The following is a 23,987-nucleotide window of genomic DNA, read 5'->3' as shown; positions in this document are numbered from 1 at the left end:
AGCGCGCGCTCGCCGCACGGGTCAACCGCTCCCCGCCGCCGTCGCGCCGTGCTTGCTACTGACACGCCTCCGGAGGAGGCTCGCGATGGAGGACGGATGACGCGGCGGACCCGTATCGTGCTCGGCGGTGCGGCCCTCGTGGCGGCGGCTGTCGTCGCCCTGGGTCCACGCCTCGCGGTGCAGGCCGTCGAGGATCGCGTGCGCGAGGGGCTCGGCGGCCGGCTCGCGGTCGATCGCATCGACGTCGGCTGGCGGACGCTCGAGCTGGCCGGCCTGCGTCTGCCCGCGCCGGACGGATGGCCGGTACCCGACGCGCTGCGCGTTCGCCGCATCACGCTGCGCCCCCGGCTGACGACGCTCCTCGGACGCCGCCTCGTCATCGACGCGGTCGAGATCGACGGGTTCTACCTCGCCGCGCGCCGCCGTCCCGGCGAGCCCCTCGAGGTGCTGCCCGGCATCGATCTGCCGCGCGGCCGCGGACGGGGTCCGGCACCCGCGGCGAACGAAGACGCCGAGCGCCGCGGCGTGACGATCGAGCGCGTCGCGTTCCGCGCCGGCGCCTTCGACCTCTTCGACGCCACCGTCGCGACGCCGCCCGAGCGCACGGCGCTCACCGCCGTCGAGGGGCGCGTCACCGACATCGAGACGCCGGCCCTCGGCCGCCGCAGCCGCGTGCGGCTCGACGCCGAGCTGGGCGGGCCGAAGGCCCCCGGCGAGCTCACCGTCGAGGGCACCGTCGCGCTCGGCGCCGGCACCGCGCATCTCAAGACCGTCCTGGTCGGCGTGGACCTGGCGACGTTCCGTCCCTGGCTGCGCCGCCAGCGGACGCCGATCCGCGGCGGCATCGTCGACGTGTCCATGGAGTCGACCATCCGCGACGGGATCATCGACGCGCCGGGTCGGCTGACGATCCGGCGCCTCTCGTTCGGCGGCGATCGCGACGGCCTCATGCAGCGGCTGCTCGCCCTGCCCCGCGACACCGCCTTCCGCGCCGTCACCGGCGCCGGTGGCCGGGTGCGGGTGCGCTTCGTCCTCGAAGGGCCGCTCGAGTCCCCGCGCCTCGTGATCTCCGACCGCCCGGGGAGCGAGGTCGCCGCCGCGCTCGGCGCCGTTCTCGGAGCCGCCCCGGTCGGCGTCGCAGAGGGGGCCGGCGCGCTCGGCACGGCGGGCGCGACCGGGCTGGAAGCGACGGCCCGCGGCACGGCCCGCGCGATCGAGCGGCTCTTCAGCCGCGAGCGCTGAGCCGGGGCGCGGTCGCGCCGCTACGGCTCACTCCCACTCGATCGTCGCCGGCGGCTTCGACGAGATGTCGTAGACGACGCGATTGACGCCCCGCACCTCGTTGATGATGCGGCTCGACATGCGCGCGAGGACGTCGTCCGGCAGGCGCGCCCAGTCGGCGGTCATGCCGTCGGTCGAGCGCACGGCCCGGACCGCGATGACGTGGTCGTAGGTGCGCTCGTCGCCCATGACGCCGACGGTGTGCACCGGGATCAAGAGCGCGAACGCCTGCCACAGCGTGTCGTACAGCTCGGCGCGACGGATCTCCTGCTGCACCACCGCGTCGGCGTCGCGCACGATGCGCAGGCCCTCCTCGTCGACGGCGCCGATGATGCGGATCGCCAGGCCGGGGCCAGGGAACGGCTGGCGGCCGACGATCGCCTCCGGCACGCCGAGGACGCGGCCGAGCTCGCGCACCTCGTCTTTGAACAGCTCGCGCAGCGGCTCGAGCAGCTCCATGCGCATGCGCTCGGGCAGCCCGCCGACGTTGTGGTGGCTCTTGATGGTGGCCGACGGCCCGCGCACGGACACCGACTCGATGACGTCCGGGTAGAGCGTACCCTGGGCGAGGAAGTCGGCGTCGGGCAGGGTCTTGGCCGCCTCCTCGAAGACCTCGATGAAGGTGAGGCCGATGATGCGTCGCTTCTTCTCGGGGTCTTCCACGCCGGCGAGGTTCCTCAGGAAGAGCGCGCCCGCGTCGACGGCGCGCACGTCGAGGCTCATGTGCTCGCGAAACGTCGCGACGACGTCGTCTGCCTCGCCGGCGCGGAGCAGACCGTTGTCGACGAAGATGCACGTGAGCCGGTCGCCGATGGCGCGATGGACGAGCGCGGCGACGACCGTCGAGTCGACGCCGCCCGAGAGGCCGCAGATCACCCGCCGCTCGCCGACCATCTGCTGGATGCGCGGCACCCAGCCGTCGACGAAGCCCTCCATCGTCCAGTCGGGTCGCGCGCCGCAGACGCGGAGCACGAAGTTGCGCAGGATCTCGCGGCCGTCGACGCTGTGGGTGACCTCGGGATGGAACTGCAGCCCGTAGAGCGGCTTGTCGCGGTGGCGGAAGGCCGCGTGCGGCGAGTTGTCGCTGACGGCGAGCGTGTCGAGGTCGGTGCCGAGACGCACCATCTTGTCGCCGTGGCTCATCCACACGCGGGTCGCGCGCCCGCCGATCGAGAGCAGCGGGTCCATGCGCACGATGCGCACGTCGGCGGGACCGAACTCCTTGTGCGTCGAGCGCTCCACCTGCCCGCCGAGCGCCAGGTTGAGGACGCCCATGCCGTAGCAGATGCCGAGCACGGGCAGCGAGCCGCCGAGGCACAGATCGAGCACCTCCCGGCGCGGCATCGGCGCGTCCTCGTCGTAGACGCTGGCGGGGCCGCCGGAGAGCACGATGCCCGCGGGCGCGAGCTTCTCGATCGTGTCGAGGGAGACGTCGAACGGGTGGATCTCGCAGTAGACGTGCTGCTCGCGGATGCGACGTGCGATCAGCTGGGTGTACTGCGAGCCGAAATCGAGGACGAGGATCACGATTCGAGCCGGTAGTTCGGCGCTTCCTTGGTGATGTAGACGTCGTGCACGTGGCTCTCGCGAAGCCCGGCCGACGACACCTTCATGAAGCGGGCGTCGGCGCGCAGGTCTTCCAGCGTGCGCGTGCCGACGTAGCCCATCCCGGCGCGCAGGCCGCCGACGAGCTGCGCGATGATGAAGGACACGGCGCCCTTGTAGGGGACGCGGCCCTCGATGCCCTCGGGCACGAGCTTCATGCCCAGCTCGGCGCTGCCCTCCTCGTCCTGGAAGTAGCGGTTGCGGCTGCCCTCGCGCTCGCGCATCGCCTCGAGCGAGCCCATGCCGCGGTACAGCTTGTAGGTGCGGCCCTGATACAGGATCGTCTCGCCCGGGCTCTCCTCGGTGCCGGCGAGGAGCCCGCCGATCATCACCGTGCGCGCGCCTGCGGCGAGCGCCTTCGTGATGTCGCCGGAGTACTTGATGCCGCCGTCGGCGATGATCGGGATGCCGGCGCGCTCGGCCGGGCCGAAGGCATCGGCGATCGCCGTCAGCTGCGGCACGCCGACGCCGGAGACGACGCGGGTCGTGCAGATCGACGCCGGCCCCATGCCGACCTTGATGCCGTCGGCGCCGGCGTCGACCAGCGCCTGCGCGCCCTCGGCCGTGGCGACGTTGCCGGCGACGAGGTCGACGTTGGGGAAGGCCGACTTCACGACCCGCACGGTCTCGATCACCGAGAGCGAGTGCCCGTGCGCGGTGTCGATGACGAGCACGTCGGCGCCGGCGCGCACGAGCGCGTCGGCGCGCTCCTCGCGATCCGGCCCGGTGCCGATGGCGGCGCCGACCCGCAGGCGTCCGAGCTCGTCCTTCGCTGCGCTCGGGTAGCGGATGGCCTTCTCGATGTCCTTCACCGTGATGAGGCCGCGCAGCGTGCCGCGCTCGTCGATCACGGGCAGCTTCTCGATGCGCCAGCGGTGGAGGATCTCCTTCGCCTCGTCGAGGGTGATGCCCGGCTGCGCCGTCACCAGCCGCTCGCGCGTCATCACCTCGCCGACGCTGCGGTCGAGCCGCTTCTCGAAGCGCAGGTCGCGGTTCGTGAGGATGCCGACGAGCTTTCCTTCGCGCGTCACCGGCAGGCCCGAGATGTGGAAGCGCTGCATGATCTCGAGCGCCTGGGCGATCGGCTGCTCGGGGCTGACCGTCACCGGGTCGACGATCATGCCGCTCTCGGACTTCTTCACCTTCTCGACCTCGAGCGCCTGCTCCACGATCGGCAGGTTGCGGTGGACGACGCCGAGGCCGCCCTCCTGCGCCAACGCGATCGCCATGCGGGCCTCGGTGACGGTGTCCATCGCCGCCGAGATCACCGGCACGTTCAGCTTCACGCGGCGGGTGATCCAGGTGCTGACGTCGGTGTCGCGGGGCAGCAGCTCGGACGACGCCGGAACCAGCAGCACGTCCTCGAAGGTGAGTCCCTCACGGAGATCGACGTCCATCATCGTGACCTCCAGGGACCGTTCGGGTGCGCCATGCGATCCGATAGCAGGCGGGTTCCGGTGGGGCAAGGCGCGCCGACGGCGCGCGACGCGGTGCCATCCGCAGCCGTGAGGTGCTAGGGGCGAGGCGTGATCGTTCCCTTCCGCGGCCACACGCCCCACCTCGATCCGACGAGCACCGTGCATGAGACCGCGGTCCTCGTCGGCGACGTCACGCTCGGTGCCGACGCGAGCATCTGGTTCCACACCGTGATCCGCGCCGACATCCATCACGTGCGCATCGGCGCGCGCACCAACGTGCAGGACAACTGCACGATCCACGTGACGCGCGATCGCTTCCCGACCATCGTCGGTGCCGGCGTCACCGTCGGCCACGGCGCCATCGTCCACGGCTGCGTGGTCGAGGACGGCTGCCTCGTGGGCATGGGCGCCGTCGTGATGGACGGCTGCGAGATCGGCGCGGAGAGCCTCGTCGGCGCGCGCGCTGGTGACGCCGGGCACGCGCTTCCCGTCGCGCTCGCTGATCCTCGGCAGCCCCGCGCGCCGCGTGCGCGACGTGAGCGACGCCGAGCTCGCCACCATGCAGGCGGCGGCGGACAACTACGTCGCGTTGGCGCGCGAGTACCGCGCGGCGCGGCCGTGAGTCGCGACGCCGCGCTCTACGACCGGCTCGGCGTCGGCTACCGCCCGGTGCGCCGCCCCGACCCACGCATCGCGCGCGGGCTCGACGCGCTCGCCGCGGATCTCGCGTCGGGGCGCTGGCACGCGCGCTACGCCGACCTGTGCGAGCGGGAGGCGCTCGACCTCGGCTATCGCATCGTCGTCGCACGCCCGGGCTGAGGCGGGATCAGCGACCGCGGCCGCGTGTGCGGCCACCCGCCTTGCCGCCGCCGCGCGAGGCGGACGAGCGTCCGCCGCCGGGCTTCCTGCCGCGGGGCGTGCGCGGGCTCTTCGCGGAGGCCTTGGTCGAGCCGTGCTTCGGGCCCTTCCTCTTCGGGCCTTTCGCCCGGGGGCCTTTCCCGGGTGCGTGCCGCGGGCCGCTCCGCGCCTCCTTGCCCGGCTCCCGGGGCGTGCCGCGGGTGCGGGGCTTCGTCGCGCCCGGCGCCGGTCCCTCGGCGGCGCCCTGCCCCGCCGCGTGCGCACGTCGCGGCACCGCCGCTACAGGGCGCCGTCGTCCCGCGCGGGGCGGCGCGGTGGCCCGCTCCTCGCGCCGTGCACGCAACGTCACCGTGAGCGGCACGCCGACGACGCCGAACGCCTCGGCGAACCGTGCCTGGAGATAGCGCACGTAGGCGGCCGGCACCTTGGCCGGGGCGCTCGCGAACACGGTCACTGCCGGCGGCGCCGTCGAGGTCTGCGTGGCGTAGAACAGCCGCAGCGGCCGCCCGCCCGGGCTCGGCGGGGCCACGCTCTCGACCGCCGCACGCAGCACGCGGTTCAGGACCGGCGTGCCGACCACGGCCCGATAGCCGTCCTCGACCTGGCGGACGAGCGTCCACAGCTTCCCGAGCCCGTCGCCGCTCACGGCCGACACGGGAAGCAGCGGCAGCGAGGCGAACGCGGGGTGCAGTGCGACCAGGTGCTTGCGGAAGGCCTCGCGGCTGCGCTCCGGCGGCGGCAGGAGGTCCCACTTGTTCGCCAGCAGCACGATCCCCCGCCCAGCCTCGAGGGCGCGGCCGGCGAGCCGCGCGTCCTGATCGGTCATGCCGTCGGTGGCGTCGAGGACGAGGAGCACGAGGTCCGTGCGCTCGAACGTGCCGAGCGCGCGCACCGCGCCGTGGCGCTCGAGGGGATCGTCGACGCGGCCGCGGCGCCGGATGCCGGCGGTGTCGATGAGGACGTACGGGCGCCCGTCGACGCTCACCGGCGTGTCGACCGCGTCGCGCGTGGTGCCCGCGATCGGCGACACCACGGCGCGCGCCTGGCCGAGGAGCCGGTTCAGCAGCGACGACTTGCCGACGTTCGGTCGCCCCATGAGCGCCAGCCGCGTCCCCTCGCCCACCGCCGGCGTGGGCGAGACGGACGGCGGGAACGCACCGACCACCGCGTCGAGCAGCTCGTCGATGCCGCGCCCGTGCGCGGCCGAGACGGGGAACACCGTCTCGATGCCGGCGGCGTAGAAGTCGGCGACGAGGGCGTCGCGCCCGGGACCGTCCACCTTGTTCGCCACGAAGCGGACCGGGCGCCCCGCCCGCTGGAGCAGCCGCACCGTGTCGCGGTCGCCGGGTGTGAGCCCCGCCACCGCGTCGAGCACGCAGACGACGCAGTCCGCCTCCAGGACGGCCGCGAGCGCTTGCGTGCGCACCTGCGCGTCGAGGGCCGCGGGGTCGCGCGGTGCGTCGGCCTCGAAGCCGCCGGTGTCGACGCACAGGAAGCGACGCCCGGCCCACTCCGCCGCCGCCACGACGCGGTCCCGCGTCACCCCCGGCGCGTCGTCGACGATGGCGCGACGGGCGCGCACGAGGCGATTGAACAGCGTCGACTTGCCGACGTTCGGACGACCGACGATCGCCACCACGGGCAGACCGGAGGCGACGGCCTGGACCCGGCTCATCGCAGCCCCAGCTCGGACAGGCGCTGGCCGCTGCGCGACCAGTTGGGCTCCACGCGCACGAACAGCTCGAGGAACACGCGGCGGTCGAGGAGCGCCTCGATCTCGTGCCGCGCGCGCGTGCCGATGTCCTTCAGGCGGCTGCCGCCGCCGCCGACGATCATGCCCTTGTGCGTGTCGCGCTCGACGAGGATGGTCGCGTCGATGACGACGAGCTCCTTCTCGGGCTTCTCCTCCCAGTGCTCCACCACGACCGCCGTCCCGTACGGGATCTCCTCGTGCATCGCCAGGAACACCTGCTCGCGGACCAGCTCCTGGACGAGGAAGCGTTGCGTCTCGGGCGTGAACTCGTCGTCCGGATAGAGCGCCGGCCCTTCGGGCAAAAGCGGCACGGCGATCTCCAGCAGGCGCGCGACGCCGTCGCCCGAGCGCGCGCTCAGCGGCACGATGTCGCGCCCGGGCAGCACCGCCGCGAGCGACGCCATCAGCGGCAGCAGCTTCGGCTTGGCGACGCGGTCGATCTTGTTGGCGACCACGATCACCGGGCGCGGCCCCGCGGCCAGCTCGGTCGCGAGCTCGCGGTCGCCCGGGCCGAGGCCGACCGTGGCGTCGACGACGAAGAGGATCGCATCGGCCTCCGCGAGCGTCTGCCGCGCCACCTCGACCATGCGTTTGTTGATCGGCGAGCGGGCCGCGTGCAGTCCGGGCGTATCGAGGAAGACCGCCTGCGCCTGCGGCAGCGTGCGGATGCCGGCGACGCGGTTGCGCGTGGTCTGCGGCTTCGGCGTCACGATCGCCACCTTGGTGCCGACGAGGGCGTTCAGGAGCGTCGACTTACCGACGTTCGGCCGCCCCGCGATGGCCACGAATCCCGCCCGATGCGTCATGTGTCTCCCTGCGCCGCCGCCTCGCACACGAGACGCAGCGTCGCCTGCGTGCGCGCGCCCTGCGCGCGCACCTGTGCCACCAGCCGCAGCCCGCCGCGGCCGACCGGCACCACGACCGGCACTGTCGCCGTGCAGGCGCCGGCGCGGTCGTCGGGAAGCGGCAGCGCCGCCAGCGCGCCGGCCAGCTCCGCCGCCGCCGCCCCGCGCTCGCCGGCCGCCTGCGTGCGCGGCGTCACCAGCCGGATGCGGCGCAGCGGCCGCGTCGTGCAGCGCGACAGCCCGTCTGGGGCCGGGTCGCGCGCGTCGAAGACGTTGGCGCACATCGCGACCCGCACTAGGCAGCGGCCGTCGGCGCGCCCGTCGGCGTCGCACGACGGATCGCCGTCGCGACACGTCTGCCGTCGCAGCGGGATGCCGCGTCGCGAGCGGCGCAGGTTCGGCTGCTCGACGAGCCAGCCGCCGAGGCAGTTGCGGCGCGCGCCCCCCGTCCCCGGCACGAAGCACGCGAGCGGCGTGTCGCACACCTCCGGCGCCGTCGTCGCGAGCGCTTCCACGAGCGCGCTCGCCAAGGGAGAGCCCCAACCGGAGGCGAGATCGAACCCCGGTCCCGCCGGATAGCCGTTGCTGCCGGCAACCACGTCGCGGAAGACGGCCGGGCGGCGGCCGGCGGCGGCGTCGGCCGCGATGCGGTACAGCGTCGGCCCGACGTTGCCGAGCCCCTGCGTGCCGGCGCGCTCGTTCGCCAGCGTGAGGACGCTCGCCAACGCCGGCGCCCCGGCGCTGGTGCCGCCGATCGAGATGGACGCGCCGTCCTGCACGATCACGTAGCCGGGTGTGCTCGGCGACGCCGCCAGGCTGAGATCCGGCAAGGCGCGTCCCGCGAAGGCGCCGGCGAGCAGCTGGTAGGTGGGCCGGGCGAAGACCGCGCTGACGCCGCCGCCGCCGGCGCCGCTCGCGTCGTTCCACACCGTCTCCTCGCCGAAGGCGACCGCGTCGCCCGCGGGATCGAACACCGGCCGCAGGGCGGTCCCGCCGACGGCGATCACGTAGGGCGACGAGGCCATGCCGCTGACGGCCGCCCGGCCCGGCAGGTCGGGTGCGCAATCGGTCGCCCCGGCGTCGCCCGCCGCCACCACCACCGTCTGCCCGCGCAGCGCGGCGATGCCGTAGAGAGCGTCGAAGACCTCGACGCCGACGCGATTCGCGAGCGGCTCGCAGAGCCCGAAGCTGATGGAGATCACGTCGCCGATGCGCTCCGTGACGGTGCGCTCGAGCGCCTCCTGGATGTCGCCGGCCGGCGACCCGAGCACGACGAAGACGTTGGCGTTGGGGGCGAGCGCACCGGCCCACTCGGTGTCGAGCGTCACCTCGACCTGCTCGACCCGCTCGGGGCGAATGCCCGGGTTGTGCCGGCCCGCCAGGATGCGGGCGACGCGCGCCGGCGCGCCGGCCTGGAAGCGGGTGCGGAACGCGGCGACGTCGGCGTCCTGGAAGTCGCTGCGCGCGACCACGGCCACGCTGCTGCCGGCGCCGGACAGGCCGGCGGCGTGGAGCGGACCGACGTCGTAGACGGTGGCGAAGTCGGCGGGCGCGAGGCGGAGGCTGCCGTCGCCGAGTCGGGCCAGCGGCTGGATCGCCGGCAGATCGTCGAGGCCGAAGAAGCCGCGCACGCCGAGCGCGGCGGGGACGCGCGGCTCCGTCACGGGGGCGCGGCGCACGCGCCCGCGCATGCGGTAGAGGGCGAGACGGGTCTTGAGCGCGCTGCGCGCCCGCCCGGCGGTGCCGGCGATCGCGAAGCCGGTGCGGAACGGCGAGTCGGCGACGATCGCGAAGCCGTGCGTCCGGAACCAGCGCCGGGCGCGCTCGTAGTCCGCCACCGGCACGCCGAAGCGATCGGCGATCTCGGCCGGCTCGAGCCAACGGCGATAGGTCGGCGAGCGCGGATCCTGCTGCGCGGCGACGACCGCCGCGAGGCCGGCCGGGTCGCGGACGCCGAGGTGCACGAGGACGCGCGGCAGCGGCAGTGCGTCCGGCGCGTCGCCGAGCGCCTGCAGGGTTCCGAGCCCGCGCGGGACGCTCGGTCCCACGACGGCCGTCGCCGGCGCCCCCAGGCCCAAGGCGAGCAGCACCGCCAGCGCTGCGGCGCGGGGCGCGCTCACGTCTCCCCCAGCGCGGCGAGCGCCGTGAGCGCCTCGCGCGCGGCGGCCTGCTCCGCCGCCTTCTTGCTGTGACCGACGCCGCGTCCGCGCAGCTCGCCGCGCACGGCCAGCTCGGACACGAAGCGCTTCGCGTGGTCCGGGCCGCTCTCCTCGACCAGCACGTAGACCGGCGTCTCCCGCCAGCGCCGCTGGCAGAGCTCCTGGAGACGCGTCTTCCAGTCCTCCTGGCCCGCGGCCATCTCGTCCGCGGCCTCGACGCCGAACTGCGCCTCGACCACCCCGCGCGCCGCCTCGTAGCCGCCGTCGAGGTAGATCGCCCCGAGCACGGCCTCGTAACCGGCCGCCAGGATCGACTCCTTGTCGCGCCCCCCGGTCTTCTCCTCGCCCTTGCCGAGGCGCAGCCAGCGGCCGAGGTCGATGGCGCGCGCCTTGCGCGCCAGCACCCCGGCGTTGACGAGCGCGGCGCGGCGCTTCGAGAGGTCGCCCTCGCGGGCATCGGGGAAGCGGCGCATGAGGAGGTCGGACATGGCGAGCCCGAGGACGGCGTCGCCCAGGAACTCGAGCGTCTCGTTGTTCGGCAGCTCGGGGCTGAGCGAGCGGTGCGTGACCGCGAGCACGAGGTGCTCCGGACGCACGAAGCGATACGGTAGGAGGGGCTCGAGCGCCGCCCGCAGCTCCTCCGTCATGCCGCCGCCGTCGCCTCGACCCGTCCCCCGCCGGTGACCCGCAGTCGCACCGGCACCACCTGCCCCATCCAGCCGTCCGGGCCCGCGAGCCGCGCCCGCAGGTAGTTGCGTGTGTAGCCGCGCAGCGTGCCCGTCTGCGGATCGCGGGTCGTCTCGACGAGGACCTCGGCGTCGGCGCCGTCGAAGCGGCGCGCGAACGCCGTCCGCTTCTCGTCCATCAGGGCACGCAGCCGGCGCGCGCGCTCGGTGACGACGGGTGCCGGCACTCGGCCGTCCAGCTTCGCCGCGGTCGTTCCGCTGCGCACGGAGTACGGGAAGACGTGCGCATAGGTGAGCGGGCTCTCGGCGACGAACGCGAGCGTGCGCTCGAAGGCGGCGTCGTCCTCGCCGGGGAAGCCCGCGATCAGATCCGTACCGATGGACGCGTCGGGGAGCAGCGCGCGGATCATCGCGAGCCGCTCGGCCGCCAGCGCCGTGTCGTAGCGCCGGCGCATCCGCGCCAGCACGCCGTCGTCGGCCGCCTGCAGCGGCACGTGCAAGTGGGGGCAGATGGCCGGCGACGCGGCCATGCGACGCACCAGCGCCTCGTCGACCTCGTGCGGATCGATCGACGACAGCCGGATGCGCCGGAACAGCCCCTGCTCGACGAGCGCGTCGAGCAGCCAGGCGAGCCCGACGCGCGGCGACAGATCCTCGCCCCACCCCCCGAGGTGGACGCCCGTCAGGACGACCTCCTCGAAGCCGCGCGCCGCGAGCCCCTCCAGCTCCGCCAGGATCTCGCGCGGGCCGAGGCTGCGGCTCTTCCCGCGCGCCATCGGCACGATGCAGAAGGTGCAGAAGAGGTCGCAGCCCTCCTGCACCTTGAGGAACGCCCGCGTCTGCCCGCTGAAGGTGCGCGCGCCGAAGGTGGCGACGCGCGCCTCGCGCCGACTGTCGCCGACCTCGACGCGCGCGACGGCCGGCACCGCCGCCGTCACCGCCGCGACCAGCGCGTCGAGCCGATTGAGGCCGATCACGTGGTCGATCGCCTGCTCGCGCGCGGCCTCCTGCGGCTTCGTCTGCGCGTAGCAGCCGGTCAGGATCACGCGTGCGTCGGGGTTCCGGCGCCGCGCGCGCCGGGCCAGCCGGCGGCTTTCGGCGTCGGCGACGTCGGTCACGGTGCACGAGTTGACGATGAACACGTCGGCGGGTGCCGCCGCGTCGACCATCGTGCAGCCCGCGGCGCGCAGGCGGTCGGCGATCGTCGCCGTGTCGTAGGCGTTGACCTTGCACCCGAGGGTGGCGATGGCGACGCGCGGACCGCTCACGACAGCGCCTCCGCGATCCAGCCGCCGCCGAGGACGACGTCGCCCTGATAGAAGACCGCCGCCTGCCCCGGCGTCACCGCGGGCCCGGCGGTCTCGAAGCGGACGGCGGCGCGCTCGCCGGCGAGGGCCTCGAGCCGCGCGGGCAACGGCCGGTGGCGATGGCGGATGCGCACCGCGAGTGGCGTCCCCACGGGGGGTGCGCCGCCGCTCCAGGTGCACTCGCGTGCGACCAGCCCCGGTGCCGCCAGCTCGCCCGCGGTCCCGACCGTCACCGTCCCGCTGGCCGCGTCGAGGGCCCGCACGTAACGCGGGGCACCGGCGGCGACGCCGAGCCCGCGCCGCTGGCCCACCGTGAAGCGGTGCACGCCCGCGTGGGTGCCGAGCAGGGTGCCGTCGCCGTCGACGATGCGCCCGGGGCGCAGCGCCGACGCCGGCGCCTGGGCGGCGACGAAGGCCGCGGCGTCGCCGCGGGGCACGAAGCACACCTCCATGCTCTCCGGCTTGTCGGCGACGGGCAGCCCCAGGGCGGCCGCCTGGGCGCGCACCTCGGTCTTGGTCAGCTCGCCGACCGGGAACAGCGTGCGGCCGAGCGCCGCGTGGTCGAGCATGAAGAGGAAGTACGTCTGATCCTTGCCGGCGTCGACCGCCATGCGCAGGCGGCGCCGGCCGGTCGCCGGGTCGAGCGCGACGCGGGCGTAGTGGCCGGTCGCGAGCGCGTCCGCACCGAGCTCGCGGGCCCGCTGCCACAGGCGGTCGAACTTCACGTGCTGGTTGCAGCGCGCGCACGGGTTGGGGGTGCGGCCGGCCAGGTACTCGGCCACGAACGGCCGCACCACGGCGGCCTCGAAGGCGTCGGTGAAGTCGAGCACGTAGTGCGGCACGCCGAGACGCTCGCACACGGCGCGCGCGTCCTCGAAGTCGTCGAGCGAGCAGCAGCCGCCGTCGCCGCCGCGGGCGAGACGCAGCGAGAGCCCGATGACGTCGTGCCCGTCGGCGACGCAGCGGGCGGCCGCCACCGCGCTGTCGACGCCGCCGCTCATGGCCACGACCACCCTCACGCCGCGTGCCTCCGCACCTGGGCGACGAGCCGCGGGAAGCAGGCGACGACCGTGTCGACCTCGTCGGCCGTCGTCGTGGGGCCGAGGCTGAAGCGCAGGCCGCCGCGGGCCGCCTCGCGGTCGAGCCCGAGCGCCACGAGGACGTGCGACGGCTCCGGCGCGCCCGCGGCGCAGGCCGATCCCAGGGAGACGGCGACGCCCTCCAGATCGAGCAGGACGAGCAGGCTCTCGCCCGCGCAGCCCGGCACGCCCACGTTGAGCGTGTTCGGGAGCCGCGCTCCGTCGCCGTGGCGGCGCAGCTCGGGCACGCCGGTGCGCAGGCCGGCCCACAGGCGCTCGGTGAGCCCGGCGAGCCGGGACGCGGTCGCCTCGAGCTCGGCCGCCGCCGCGCGGGCGGCCGCGCCGAAGCCGGCCAGCCCGGCGACGTTCTCGGTGCCGGCGCGCCGCCGCGCTCCTGCGGCCCGCCGCGCACGAGCGGCTCGAGCGTCACGCCGGGGCGCACCCACAGCGCGCCGACGCCGGCCGGCCCGCCGAGCTTGTGCCCCGAGAGCGAGAGCAGATCGACGCCGAGCGCGTGCACGTCGAGCGGGACGCGGCCCGCCGCCTGGGCGGCGTCGGTGTGCACGAGCGTGCCGCTGCCGCGCAGCCCCGCGCTGATGTCCGCCACCGGGGCGAGCGTGCCGATCTCGCCGTTCGCCAGCCCGACGCTGACGAGCCCGGCGCGTGCCCCGGTCGCCGCCGCGATCACCGCGCCGGCATCGACGCGCCCGCGCCCGTCGACACCCACCGCGAGCGCCCCGCGCGCCTCGGCCGGGACCAGCACGGAGGCGTGCTCGATGGCCGTGGTGATCACCCGCCGGTCCGGCGCCGCCGCGAGCGCCAGGTTGTTGGCCTCGGTGGCGCCGCTGGTGAAGACGATCTCCCCTGGGCGGGCGCCGATGAGCGCCGCCACGGCGGCACGGGCGTCGGCGACGAGCGCACGCGCGCGCGCCCCCTCGCGGTGGGCGGCCGACGGGTTCGCCGCCGGGCCGAGCACCGCGAGCATCGCGTCGCGCGCCTCGGGCCGCAGCGGCGCGCCGGCGTTGTGGTCGAGATAGATGCGCACGCCTCACTCCGGCCGTGCCCGGTGGAGCTTGTAGTCCACGCTGTCGACGAGCGCCTGCCAGCTCGCCTCGATGACGTCGTGCGAGACGCCGACCGTGCCCCAGCGCGCGTGCTCGTCGCCGGACTCGATCAGCACGCGCACGAGCGCGTCGGTGCCCTCGGCGCCGCCGAGCACGCGCACCTTGTAGTCGTGCAGCCGAACCGCATCGACCTCGGGGTAGAACTTCGCCAGCGCCTTCCGCAGCGCGGTGTCGAGCGCGTTCACCGGGCCCTCGCCCTGGGCCGCGGTGTGCTCGACGCGGCCGTCCGGCCCCCTCAGCATGATCGTCGCCTCGGCGATCGGCGGCTCGCCCTCGTGCCGCTTCTCGTCGATGACGCGGAAGCCGATCAGCGTGAAGAAGCGCCGGCGGCCGCCCTCGAGCGCCTTGCGCATCAAGAGCTCGAACGACGCGTCGGCGCCCTCGTACGCGTAGCCCCGCGCCTCGAGCTCCTTCAGCTCGCCGAGCAGGCGCTGCACCGCGGGCTGGTCGTCGGCGAGGTCGAGCCCGAACTCGCGCGCCTTCGCGAGCAGGTTCGAGCGTCCGGCCAGGTCCGAGACCAGTACGCGCTGCGCGTTGCCGACCACGGCCGGGTCGATGTGCTCGTAGGTCGCGCGGTTCTTCTGCACGGCGGCGACGTGCAGCCCGCCCTTGTGCGCGAAGGCGCTCTGGCCGACGAACGCCTGGCGCTTGTTCGGCTCGAGGTTCGCGAGCTCGTAGACCACCCGCGACACGTCGGCGAGTCGCCGCAGCTGCGCGTCGCCGACGACGCGGCGGCCCTGCTTCAGCTGGAGCGCCGGGATGACGGAGCAGAGGTTGGCGTTGCCGCAGCGCTCGCCGAAGCCGTTCATGGTGCCCTGCACCTGGACGCAGCCGTGCTCGACGGCGGCGAGCGAGTTCGCGACCGCCAGCTCGCAGTCGTTGTGGCAGTGGATGCCGAGACGGACCGCGGGCACGGCGGCGCGCGCGGCGTCGACAGCGGCAGCGATCTGCGCCGGCAGCGAGCCGCCGCGCGTGTCGCACAGGCAGACGATGGCGGCACCGGCCTCGGCCGCGGCGGCGATCGCCGCCAGAGCGTAGTCGCGGTTCGCGGCGAAGCCGTCGAAGAAGTGCTCGGCGTCGAAGATGGCCTCGTCGACGCGCGCCGCGACGAACCCGATCGAGTCGCGGATGACGTCGAGGTTCTCCTCGAGCGGGATGCGCAGGTCCTCGCGGACGTGGAGGTCCCACGTCTTGCCGACGAGGGTCACCACCGGCGTGCCGGCGCGCAGGCAGGCCTCGAGGTTGCGGTCGCGATCGGCGGTGACGCCGGCGCGGCGCGTGGCGCCGAACGCGGCGATGCGCGCTTGTTCCAGGCGGCGCGTCTTCATCGCGCGGAAGAACTCCTCGTCGCGCGGGTTCGAGCCCGGCCAGCCGCCCTCGACGATCGCCACACCGAGCTCGTCGAGCAGCTCGACGACGCGCAGCTTGTCGTCGAGGGTGAAGTTGACGTCCTCGGACTGGCAGCCGTCGCGCAGCGTGGTGTCGTAGAGCTGGACGGTGGGCGGAGCGGCGGTCATGCGGCGCGCTCGACGAACTCCTTGTGCAGCGCCCGCATCGCCAGCTCGGTGTACTTCGACTGCACGACGACGGAGATCTTGATCTCGGACGTTGAGATCATCTGGATGTTGATCCCCTCGTCCGACAGCACCGCGAACATGCGCGCCGCGATGCCGGCGTGCGTGCGCATGCCGACGCCGACGATCGACACCTTGGCGATGTCGGGCTCGCCGGTGACGCCCTCGGCGCCGACCTCCTTCGCGATCCGCTCGACCAGCGGCCGTGCCTTGTCGTAGTCCGTCTCCGGCACGGTGAAGGAGATGTCGTTCGAGCCGTCCGCGGCCGCCGACTGGATGATCATGTCGACGACGATGTTGGCCTGGGCGATGGCGCCGAACACCCGGGCGGCGACGCCGACACGATCGGGAACCTTCGCGATCGTGAGCTTCGCCTGGTTGGTGTCGCTGGCCACCCCGGTGACGGTGACCTCTTCCATGGACTGCTCCTCCTCGACGACAAAGGTGCCCTCCGACTCGTCGAACGACGAGCGGACGTGGACGGGGACGCCGTAGCGCTTCGCGAACTCGACCGAGCGAATCTGGAGCACCTTCGCCCCGAGCCCCGCCAGCTCCAGCATCTCGTCGAAGGAGATGCGGTGCAGCTTCTTCGCCGCGGGGACGACGCGCGGATCGCTCGTGTAGACGCCGTCGACGTCGGTGTAGATCTCGCAGACGTCGGCGCCGAGGGCGGCCGCCAGCGCGACCGCGCTGGTGTCGGAGCCGCCGCGGCCGAGCGTGGTGATGCTGCCGGTGTCGTCGACGCCCTGGAAGCCGGCGACGACGGCGACGCCGCCGGCGTCGAACGTGCTCCGCAGCGCGTCGGCGTCGATGCGTTGGATGCGTGCGCGGCCGTAGGCGCTGTCGGTCGTGATGCGCACCTGGTGGCCCATGAACGAGCGCGCCGGTACGCCCATGCCCTGGAGCACGATGGAGGTCAGCGCCGCGGTGACCTGCTCGCCGGTGGCGAGCAGCGCGTCGGTCTCGCGCTCGTCGGGCATGCGCGCGGCGTTCTTGGCGAGCGCCACGAGCTTGTTGGTCTCGCCGGCCATCGCCGACACCACCACCGCGACCCGATGGCCGGCGGCATGGGTACGGGCGACGCGGCCGGCGACGTGGCGGATGCGATCCAGGTCGGCGACGGAGGTGCCGCCGTACTTCTGTACGATGAGGGCCATGGGTCCCGCGTATCCTTACCGGTCCCGGAGCGAGTCTGCGAGCCAACGGGCATGGCGCGCGCCCCGGGCTTCGCAGCGAATCGTGCGCACGTCGCCGCCGCCGTAGCCGAGGGTCAGCAGCAGCGCGTCGCCGGCGACGTCGGGGCCGAGGCGCTCGATCCACTCGACCGCGGCGATGCCGTCGCCCCAGAGCACCTCGCGGAGGAACGTGGCATCTGCGAGGGCGCCCTCCATCCGGTAGCAGTCGACGTGCTGGAGCACGTGGCGCCCGCCGCGGTACTCGGTGACGGTCGTGAACGTGGGGCTGTGGACCAGCTCCGGGTCGGCGCCGAGGCCGGCCGCGAGGCCGCGCACGAGGCAGGTCTTGCCGGCGCCGAGCTCGCCCGTCATGCCGAGCAGCTCGCCGCCGCGGGCGGCGCGGCCGAGGGCGCGGCCGAGGGCTTCGGTCTCCTCGGGACCGTTCGTGGTGAGCTCGACGATGTGGTCAGTCATGACGGGCGGCCTGCTGCAGGCGCGCCAGCGTGGGAGGCAGCTCGTCGAGCAGGTCCCCGGCCAGGAGGCCGACCTGTCCCCGACGCGCCGCGACCGCGTCCGCCGCCGCGCCGTGCAGGTACACCGCCAGACAGGCCGCGTCGAGCGGCGCGAGGCCCTGGGCGAGGAGCCCGCCCGTGACCCCCGCGAGGACGTCGCCCATGCCGCCCGTCGCCATGCCGGGGTTGCCGGTCGGACAGACGGCGAGCGTGCCGTCGGGAGCGGCGATCAGCGTGCGCGCGCCCTTCAGCACGACGACCACGCCCGTGTCGGCCGCGAACCGCCGCGCTACCCCCGGACGGTCGGCCTGCACCTCGGCCGTGGGCAGGCCGACGAGACGCGACATCTCGCCGGGGTGCGGGGTGACGATCGTCGGCGCGCTCCGGCGGCGCAGCAGCGCCGCGTCGACGGCGTTGAGGCCGTCGGCGTCGAGCACCAGGGGCGCGGTCGTGCCCTGGAGGACGCGCGCCACGAGCGCCTTCACCCCCGGGTTCTGCCCGAGCCCCGGCCCGCAGACCACCGCGGCGCGGCCGGCGAGCAGCCGGTCGATGGCGCCGCCGTCGCCTGCCGATGCGGTGCCGTCCGGCCCGTCGGGCAGGTCCGCGGTCATGATCTCGGGGACCCGGGCTTCGAGCTGCGGCTGGAGCGCCGCCGGCAGCGCCAGGGTCGTCAGTCCGGCGCCCGTGCGCCCGGCGGCATGGGAGCACAGCACCGCCGCCCCGCCCTTGCCGCGCGAGCCGGCGACGACGAGCACGTGGCCGTAGGTCCCCTTGTGGCTGTCCGGGCGCCGCGGCGCGAGGAGGGCGCCGACGCCGGCGTCGTCGAGCAGACGGGCACGCGGGGCGACCGCGGCGAGGGCGGCGTCGGGAATGCCGATGTCGACCACGTCGAGCGGGCCGCAGCGTGCGAGCCCCGGGTACGTCACCTGCCCGATCTTCGCGAACGCGAACGTGACCGTGGCCGTCGCCTGCACCGCGACCCCGAGCGGCGCCCCGGTGTCGGCGTGCATCCCCGAGGGCAGGTCGATCGCGAGCACCGGGCGGCCGCTCGCGTTGATGGCCTCGATGACGCGGGCGAAGGTCCCCGTCACCGGCTTGTCGAGCCCGGTTCCGAGGAGCGCGTCGACCACCACGCCGGCCCGCGCCAGGCGCACCGCGAGCCGGGCGACGTCGCCGTCGCCGGCGAGGTGCTGCACCGGCCCGCGCCAGCGTCCGGCGGCCCAGGCCGCGTCCCCGCGCAGGTCCTCGCGGCGGCCCGCCAACCACACATCGACGGGCCGCTTCGCCGCCTTCAGGTGGCGCGCGACGACGAAGCCGTCGCCGCCGTTGTTGCCCTTGCCGCAGACGATCACCACCGGCCCGCGCACGCGGCCGAAGCGGGCCCGCAGCGCGCGCGCCGCGCCGGCGCCGGCCCGCTCCATGAGGACCCGTCCCGGCGTGCCGTGCTCGATCGCGAAGCGATCGAGCGCGCGCATCTCGGCCGCCGTGACCAGCGTCACGCGCCGATGGCCGCCCGCGCCGCCTCGGCGATGCCTTCGGCCATGCGCTGGATCGCCGGCTCGCGCTCGCCCTCGATCATCACGCGCAGCAGCGACTCGGTGCCCGAGTAGCGCACCAGCACGCGGCCGCGGTCGCCGAGCTCGCGCTCCGCCTGTGCGATGGCCGTCGCCACCGCCGGCAGCGTCGCCACGTCGGGCTTGCTGCGCACCTTCAGGTTGATCAGCACCTGCGGGAAGCGCTCCATGATCCGGCGCAGCTCGGAGAGCGGCTTGCCGGTCTCGAGCATGAGCGCCAGGACCGTCAGCGCCGTGACCAGGCCGTCGCCGGTGGTGTTGTGGTCGAGGCAGACGACGTGGCCCGACTGCTCGCCGCCGAGATTGTAGCCGCTCTTCAGCATCTCCTCGACGACGTAGCGGTCGCCCACGGCGGTCGTCACGACGCGGATCTGCCGCTCGCGCATCGCGACGTGGAGCCCGAGGTTGCTCATGACCGTCGCGACCAGCGTGTCGTGGCGCAGCTCGCCGCGCGCCTTCAGGTGGGTCGCCAGGAGCGCCATCACCGCGTCGCCGTCGACCACGTCGCCCTGCTCGTCGACGAGGATGCAGCGGTCGGCGTCGCCGTCGAGGGCGATGCCGGCCTGGCAGCCGTGCGCGCGCACCGCCGCCTGGAGCGCGCCCGGGTGGAGCGCGCCGCCGTCGCGGTTGATGTTCTCCCCGTCGGGCTCGACGCCGAGCGGTACCACGCGCGCCCCGAGCTCGGCCAGCACCTCGGGGGCGATGCGGTAGGCCGCGCCGTTGCCGCAGTCGACGGCGACGGCGAGGCCCTCGAGCGTCCGCTGGCGCGGGAAGACGTTCTTCACGAAGACGTTGTAGCGGCCGGTCGCGTCGTCGATGCGGAACGCCTTGCCGATCTCGGTCGCCGTGGGCCGGAGCGCGTCGATCGAGTCGGACCCGACGAGCCGCTCGATCTCCTCCTCGACGTCGTCGGGCAGCTTGAACCCCTGCGAGGAGAAGAACTTGATGCCGTTGTCCTGGAAGGGGTTGTGGGACGCGGAGATCACCACGCCGGCGTCGGCGCGCAGCGAGCGGGTGAGGAACGCGATCCCGGGCGTCGGCAGCGGGCCGACGAGGAGCACGTCGACGCCCATCGAGCAGATGCCCGACGCCATCGCCGTCTCCAGCATGTAGCCCGAGAGGCGCGTGTCCTTGCCGATCAGGATCTTGTGGCGGTGGGACGAGCGCTTGCTGACGTAGGCCAGCGCCCGCCCCAGCCGCAGGGCGGTCTCGGAGGTCATGGGCTCGACGTTGGCGATGCCCCGCACGCCGTCCGTTCCGAACAACCGTCGCTCTCCCATCAACGTCCCCCCGACGCCGGCGGCAGCGTCACCTCGAGCGTCTGCGGCTCGACCGCCGTCACGTCGAATCCCGGCGGCATGTTCACCTGCACCGGCAGCTGGTGCACGCCCGGCTCGAGCCCGGCGGCGTCCACCGTCGCCACCTGGCCGCTCAGCTTGAAGTTGTGCAGCAGGCGCTGCGGCGCCGAAACCGCGATGTCCACCATGGCCCGGCTGATCTTGGCGTCGTCCGCGTTCAGCACGTGTACCCGTACGTTGCGGAACTCGCGGACGACCATCTCCTCTTCGAACTGTACCTGCACGCGGACCCGGTCCGGCACCACCGATACGTAGTCCGCGACCCATTCGAGCGGCACGCCCCGGTCGAGCGGCTTCGCCAGCCCATGCAGGCTGACCGACTCGGTGGCGATCTCGGTCAGGCCGTCCACCTTGCTCCTCGGGCCGCTCACTTCGACGTGGTCGGGCGTGATGCTCGAGCCGGTGATCCTATAGCCGAGGGCCGGCGAGCCTGCCAGGTTGAGCCGCACGGGCAGGCGCTTTTTCGCCAGCGGCTCGACGCGGACCTTGAGCCGCGCGGGCTGCATGCGCAGCACCTTCAGACGGCGCGGCATCTCGGGCTGGAGCATGCCTTCGTTGAGCTCGACCCGAGCCTCGCCCGGGGCGGCACCGGACAGGTCGACGACGAGCCGCGACTTGCCCTCGTCGACGCCGTCGAGGATGGTCCGCGGCCCGCGCAGCGTCACCATGACCGGCTTCGTGGGCGGCGTCGTCACGATGAGGTCGGGCGGCGTGCGGCGGATCGACACCGGCACCTCGATGCTGCGCTCGGCGTCGCGCTCGAGCGCGTTGATCGAGTACCAGAGGAAGCAGGCGAGGATCAGCGAGATCAGCTTGAGTCCGCTGTTGTGGCGCAACGAGGCCCGCAGCTGACCCGGGCGCGGCAGCCGCGGCCGCAGCCACTCCGGCAGCTGCCACCCGCCCGGCTCGTCGCCGCCGTCGCGGCGCGGCCGGCGCCGCAGTCGGAGATCGGGCAGCCTCATCGCGGTCCGCTCATCCTACGAGCAGCTGCTGCAAGGTCGTGCGCAGCGTGGCCGCGTCGACGTCGCGCGTGATCTTGCCCTCGCGGACGAGGGAGATCGTGCCGTCCTCCTCGGAGACGACCAGCACGACGGCGTCCGTCTCCTCCGTGAGGCCGATGGCGGCGCGGTGGCGCGTGCCGAGGGTCTTCGAAACGTTGGGGTTGGTGGTGAGGGGCAGGAAGCAGCCGGCGGCGGTGATGCGGCCGTGCTGGATGATGAGGGCGCCGTCGTGGATCGGCGAGTCGGGGAGGAAGATGCTGGTCACGAGCTCGCGCGAGACGCGCGCGTCGAGCCGCGTGCCCACGTCGACGTACTCGTTCAGGCCGACCTCGTTCTGGAGGCAGATGAGGGCGCCGGTGCGGCGGCCCGCCAGGTGCGACACCGCCTTCACCAGCTCCTCCACCGCCTGGTTCTGCTGCACGCGGTCGCGCTGCGAGAACAGCGGCCCGGTCCCCACCTGCGTCAGCACGCGGCGGATGTCGTTCTGGAAGACGATGAAGACGAGGACGAGGGACCAGCCGAGGACGTAGTTGAGGAGGACGTTGACGGTGTAGATCTCGAACTGCGCCGAGAGGAAGTAGACCCCGTAGACCATGGCGAGGCCGATCAGCATCGGCGCCGCGCGGGTCCCGCGGATCAGGTTGATCCCGGAATAGATCCCGATGGTCAGGAGGACGATGTCGACGCCGTCCTGCCAGCGGAAGCCCAGGATCAGCTCGCTCACTCCCCCCTCCCCGCGCTCCCCTGACCGCCGTGGCCCGCAGGCGACGGCGGCGCAGCAGCGACGGCCCGACCCACGTCCTCGCTAGGCCGACGCCGCGACGGCGCCCTGCTCGGCCGCGCTGGCGCGGATGATCTCGTCGATCTCCGGCCCGTCGAGCGACTCGCGCTCCAAGAGAGCCTCCGCCATCTTGTGCAGGACGTTCAGATTGCGGCGCAGGAGCAGCTTGGCGCGCTCGTACGCCTCCATGAGGATGCGGCGCACCTCGCCGTCGATCTGCACCGCCGTGCTCTCGGAGTAGTCGACCCGCTGCGTGAAGTCGCGGCCGAGGAAGATCTCCTCTTCCTTCTTGCCGAACGTCATCGGGCCGAGCTTCTCGCTCATGCCCCACTCGCAGACCATCTTGCGCGCCATCTCGGTGGCCCGCTCGATGTCGTTGCCCGCGCCGGTGGTCTGGTGGCCGAGCACCAGCTCCTCGGCGACGCGCCCGCCGAAGAGGATGGCGAGGTTGTCCTGCAGGAAGCCGCGGTCGTAGGTGTGGCGATCGTCCATCGGGACCTGCTGCGTCAGGCCGAGGGCCATGCCGCGCGGGATGATGGTCACCTTGTGGACCGGGTCGGCGTTGGGCAGCAGCTTGGCGACCAGCGCGTGGCCGGACTCGTGGTACGCCGTGTTCTTGCGCTCCTCGTAGCTGATGATCATCGAGCGCCGCTCGGTGCCCATGAGGACCTTGTCCTTCGCCAGCTCGAAGTCGCGCATGGCGACGCGGTCCTTGTCCTGGCGCGCGGCGAGCAGCGCCGCCTCGTTGACGAGGTTCTCGAGGTCGGCGCCGGCGAAGCCGGGCGTCTGACGCGCGAGCAGCTCGACGTCGACGTCTTCCGCGGTGGGCACGCGCTTGATGTGCACGCGCAGGATGCCCTCGCGGCCCTTCACGTCGGGGCGCGCGACGACCACGCGGCGGTCGAAGCGGCCGGGCCGCAGCAGCGCCGGATCGAGCACGTCGGGACGGTTGGTCGCGGCGACGAGGATGACGCCCTCGTTGGTCTCGAAGCCGTCCATCTCGACGAGGAGCTGGTTCAGGGTCTGCTCGCGCTCGTCGTGTCCGCCGCCGAGCCCCGCCCCGCGGTGCCGGCCGACGGCGTCGATCTCGTCGATGAAGATGATGCAGGGGGCGTTCTTCTTGCCCTGTACGAAGAGGTCGCGGACGCGCGAGGCGCCGACGCCGACGAACATCTCGACGAAGTCGGAGCCCGAGATCGAGAAGAAGGGCACGCCCGCCTCGCCGGCGACGCCGCGCGCGAGCAGCGTCTTGCCCGTGCCGGGGGGGCCGACCAGCAGCACGCCCTTCGGGATGCGGCCGCCGAGCTTCGTGAACTTCTTCGGGTCCTTCAGAAAGGCGATGATCTCTTCGAGCTCGGCCTTGGCCTCGTCGATGCCGGCGACGTCGGCGAAGGTGACCTTGTGCTGGTTCTCGGAGAGCAGCTTGGCGCGGCTCTTCCCGAACGACATCGCCTTGCCGCCGCCCACCTGCATCTGGCGCATGAAGAAGATCCAGACGCCGATCAGGAGCAGCATCGGGGCCCACTGCACCAGGGCGACGACGTACCAGGGCTCCGAGTCCTCCGGTCGGGCCTCGATCTCGACGCCCTTCTCGCGCAGCGTCGACACCAGGTTCGGGTCCTGCGGGGTGAAGGTCTTGAAGCCCTCGCCGCCCTCCCCGCGCTCGGCCCGGTAGCGGCCCTTGATGTTCTGGCCCTGGATCACCACCTCTTGAACCCGTCCCTCCTCGACCGCCTGCATGAAGCGGGAGAAGCTGATTTCGGGTTCGCGCGGCGCCTGCTTGGTCACGATCGACCACAGCAGCAGGCCCATGAGGAGAAGGAGCAGCCAGAGTCCGAGATTACGGGAGACCGGGGTCAAGGATTCCTCTTCACCGTTGCGCGTCTCGAAAAGCTAC

At 73.7% G+C, this 23,987-nt stretch carries 18 protein-coding genes and 2 pseudogenes; 3 read left to right on the top strand and 17 right to left on the bottom strand.

Translation table 11 applies throughout. From position 1 onward, the window contains the following. The first annotated feature begins 96 nt into the window (after window positions 1-96). Window positions 97-1,242 (top strand): DUF748 domain-containing protein, encoded by a 1,146-nt coding sequence (locus KIT14_14815; protein ID MCW5891799.1) that lies wholly within the window; start codon window positions 97-99, stop codon window positions 1,240-1,242. A gap of 27 nt (window positions 1,243-1,269) precedes the next feature. On the opposite strand, the gene guaA is transcribed toward KIT14_14815, so the two are convergent. Then, on the bottom strand, window positions 1,270-2,811 hold the full coding sequence (gene guaA / locus KIT14_14810) for a glutamine-hydrolyzing GMP synthase (protein MCW5891798.1): 1,542 nt from the start codon (window positions 2,809-2,811) through the stop codon (window positions 1,270-1,272). Continuing rightward, window positions 2,805-4,286: an IMP dehydrogenase gene (guaB, locus tag KIT14_14805; GenBank protein MCW5891797.1), complete on the bottom strand. Its 1,482-nt coding sequence runs from the start codon at window positions 4,284-4,286 to the stop codon at window positions 2,805-2,807. The genes guaA and guaB overlap by 7 nt, the downstream gene beginning before the upstream one ends. 126 nt (window positions 4,287-4,412) lie before the next feature. Here guaB and KIT14_14800 point away from each other — a divergent pair. After that, a pseudogene (locus KIT14_14800) lies at window positions 4,413-4,926 on the top strand (gamma carbonic anhydrase family protein). Next, window positions 4,923-5,123 carry a hypothetical protein gene (locus tag KIT14_14795; GenBank protein MCW5891796.1) on the top strand — a complete coding sequence of 67 codons (201 nt, stop codon included), beginning with the start codon at window positions 4,923-4,925 and terminating at the stop codon, window positions 5,121-5,123. The pseudogene KIT14_14800 and the gene KIT14_14795 overlap by 4 nt, the downstream one beginning before the upstream one ends. A 7-nt stretch (window positions 5,124-5,130) precedes the next feature. Here the strand turns inward: KIT14_14795 and der are convergent, their stop codons facing one another. The 15 genes and pseudogenes from der to ftsH form a co-directional block, all read right to left on the bottom strand. After that, window positions 5,131-6,837 (bottom strand): ribosome biogenesis GTPase Der, encoded by a 1,707-nt coding sequence (der, locus tag KIT14_14790; protein ID MCW5891795.1) that lies wholly within the window; start codon window positions 6,835-6,837, stop codon window positions 5,131-5,133. Further along, a complete protein-coding gene (gene era / locus KIT14_14785; protein MCW5891794.1) occupies window positions 6,834-7,721 on the bottom strand; it encodes a GTPase Era in 888 nt (295 codons plus the stop codon). Before era ends, der begins: the two co-directional genes overlap by 4 nt. Further along, window positions 7,718-9,880, bottom strand: coding sequence for a S8/S53 family peptidase (locus KIT14_14780; protein ID MCW5891793.1), 2,163 nt, complete (start codon window positions 9,878-9,880; stop codon window positions 7,718-7,720). Before KIT14_14780 ends, era begins: the two co-directional genes overlap by 4 nt. Beyond that, window positions 9,877-10,566 (bottom strand): ribonuclease III, encoded by a 690-nt coding sequence (rnc, locus tag KIT14_14775; protein ID MCW5891792.1) that lies wholly within the window; start codon window positions 10,564-10,566, stop codon window positions 9,877-9,879. The genes KIT14_14780 and rnc overlap by 4 nt, the downstream gene beginning before the upstream one ends. Beyond that, a complete protein-coding gene (mtaB, locus tag KIT14_14770) occupies window positions 10,563-11,873 on the bottom strand; it encodes a tRNA (N(6)-L-threonylcarbamoyladenosine(37)-C(2))-methylthiotransferase MtaB (protein MCW5891791.1) in 1,311 nt (436 codons plus the stop codon). Before mtaB ends, rnc begins: the two co-directional genes overlap by 4 nt. Continuing rightward, window positions 11,870-12,913, bottom strand: a complete 1,044-nt coding sequence (gene mnmA / locus KIT14_14765; protein ID MCW5891790.1) for a tRNA 2-thiouridine(34) synthase MnmA — start codon at window positions 12,911-12,913, stop codon at window positions 11,870-11,872. The genes mtaB and mnmA overlap by 4 nt, the downstream gene beginning before the upstream one ends. A 14-nt stretch (window positions 12,914-12,927) precedes the next feature. Beyond that, window positions 12,928-13,976, bottom strand: a pseudogene (locus KIT14_14760) (aminotransferase class V-fold PLP-dependent enzyme). Between the two features lie 63 nt (window positions 13,977-14,039). Further along, on the bottom strand, window positions 14,040-15,632 hold the full coding sequence (gene cimA, locus KIT14_14755) for a citramalate synthase (protein ID MCW5891789.1): 1,593 nt from the start codon (window positions 15,630-15,632) through the stop codon (window positions 14,040-14,042). Continuing rightward, entirely contained in the window at window positions 15,629-16,846 is a 1,218-nt protein-coding gene (locus KIT14_14750; GenBank protein ID MCW5891788.1) for an aspartate kinase, read from the bottom strand. Before KIT14_14750 ends, cimA begins: the two co-directional genes overlap by 4 nt. A 15-nt stretch (window positions 16,847-16,861) precedes the next feature. Next, window positions 16,862-17,338 (bottom strand): tRNA (adenosine(37)-N6)-threonylcarbamoyltransferase complex ATPase subunit type 1 TsaE, encoded by a 477-nt coding sequence (gene tsaE, locus KIT14_14745; GenBank protein ID MCW5891787.1) that lies wholly within the window; start codon window positions 17,336-17,338, stop codon window positions 16,862-16,864. Beyond that, window positions 17,331-18,875: an NAD(P)H-hydrate dehydratase gene (locus KIT14_14740; GenBank protein ID MCW5891786.1), complete on the bottom strand. Its 1,545-nt coding sequence runs from the start codon at window positions 18,873-18,875 to the stop codon at window positions 17,331-17,333. Before KIT14_14740 ends, tsaE begins: the two co-directional genes overlap by 8 nt. Beyond that, on the bottom strand, window positions 18,872-20,230 hold the full coding sequence (locus KIT14_14735) for a phosphoglucosamine mutase (GenBank protein MCW5891785.1): 1,359 nt from the start codon (window positions 20,228-20,230) through the stop codon (window positions 18,872-18,874). Before KIT14_14735 ends, KIT14_14740 begins: the two co-directional genes overlap by 4 nt. Further along, window positions 20,230-21,270 (bottom strand): hypothetical protein, encoded by a 1,041-nt coding sequence (locus KIT14_14730; protein ID MCW5891784.1) that lies wholly within the window; start codon window positions 21,268-21,270, stop codon window positions 20,230-20,232. The genes KIT14_14735 and KIT14_14730 overlap by 1 nt, the downstream gene beginning before the upstream one ends. 10 nt (window positions 21,271-21,280) lie before the next feature. Next, window positions 21,281-22,033, bottom strand: a complete 753-nt coding sequence (cdaA, locus tag KIT14_14725) for a diadenylate cyclase CdaA (protein MCW5891783.1) — start codon at window positions 22,031-22,033, stop codon at window positions 21,281-21,283. A gap of 81 nt (window positions 22,034-22,114) precedes the next feature. Further along, the gene (gene ftsH, locus KIT14_14720) at window positions 22,115-23,950 is read right to left on the bottom strand and encodes an ATP-dependent zinc metalloprotease FtsH (protein ID MCW5891782.1); all 1,836 of its coding nucleotides are present in this window, start codon (window positions 23,948-23,950) and stop codon (window positions 22,115-22,117) included. Window positions 23,951-23,987: the final 37 nt, after the last annotated feature.

It is taken from the genome of bacterium (assembly GCA_026129405.1).
In the GTDB taxonomy this organism is placed as follows: Bacteria; Desulfobacterota; Binatia; order DP-6; family DP-6; genus JAHCID01.
Note: the sequence above shows the minus strand (reverse complement) of the source record. Positions and strands in the feature narration are given on the sequence as shown.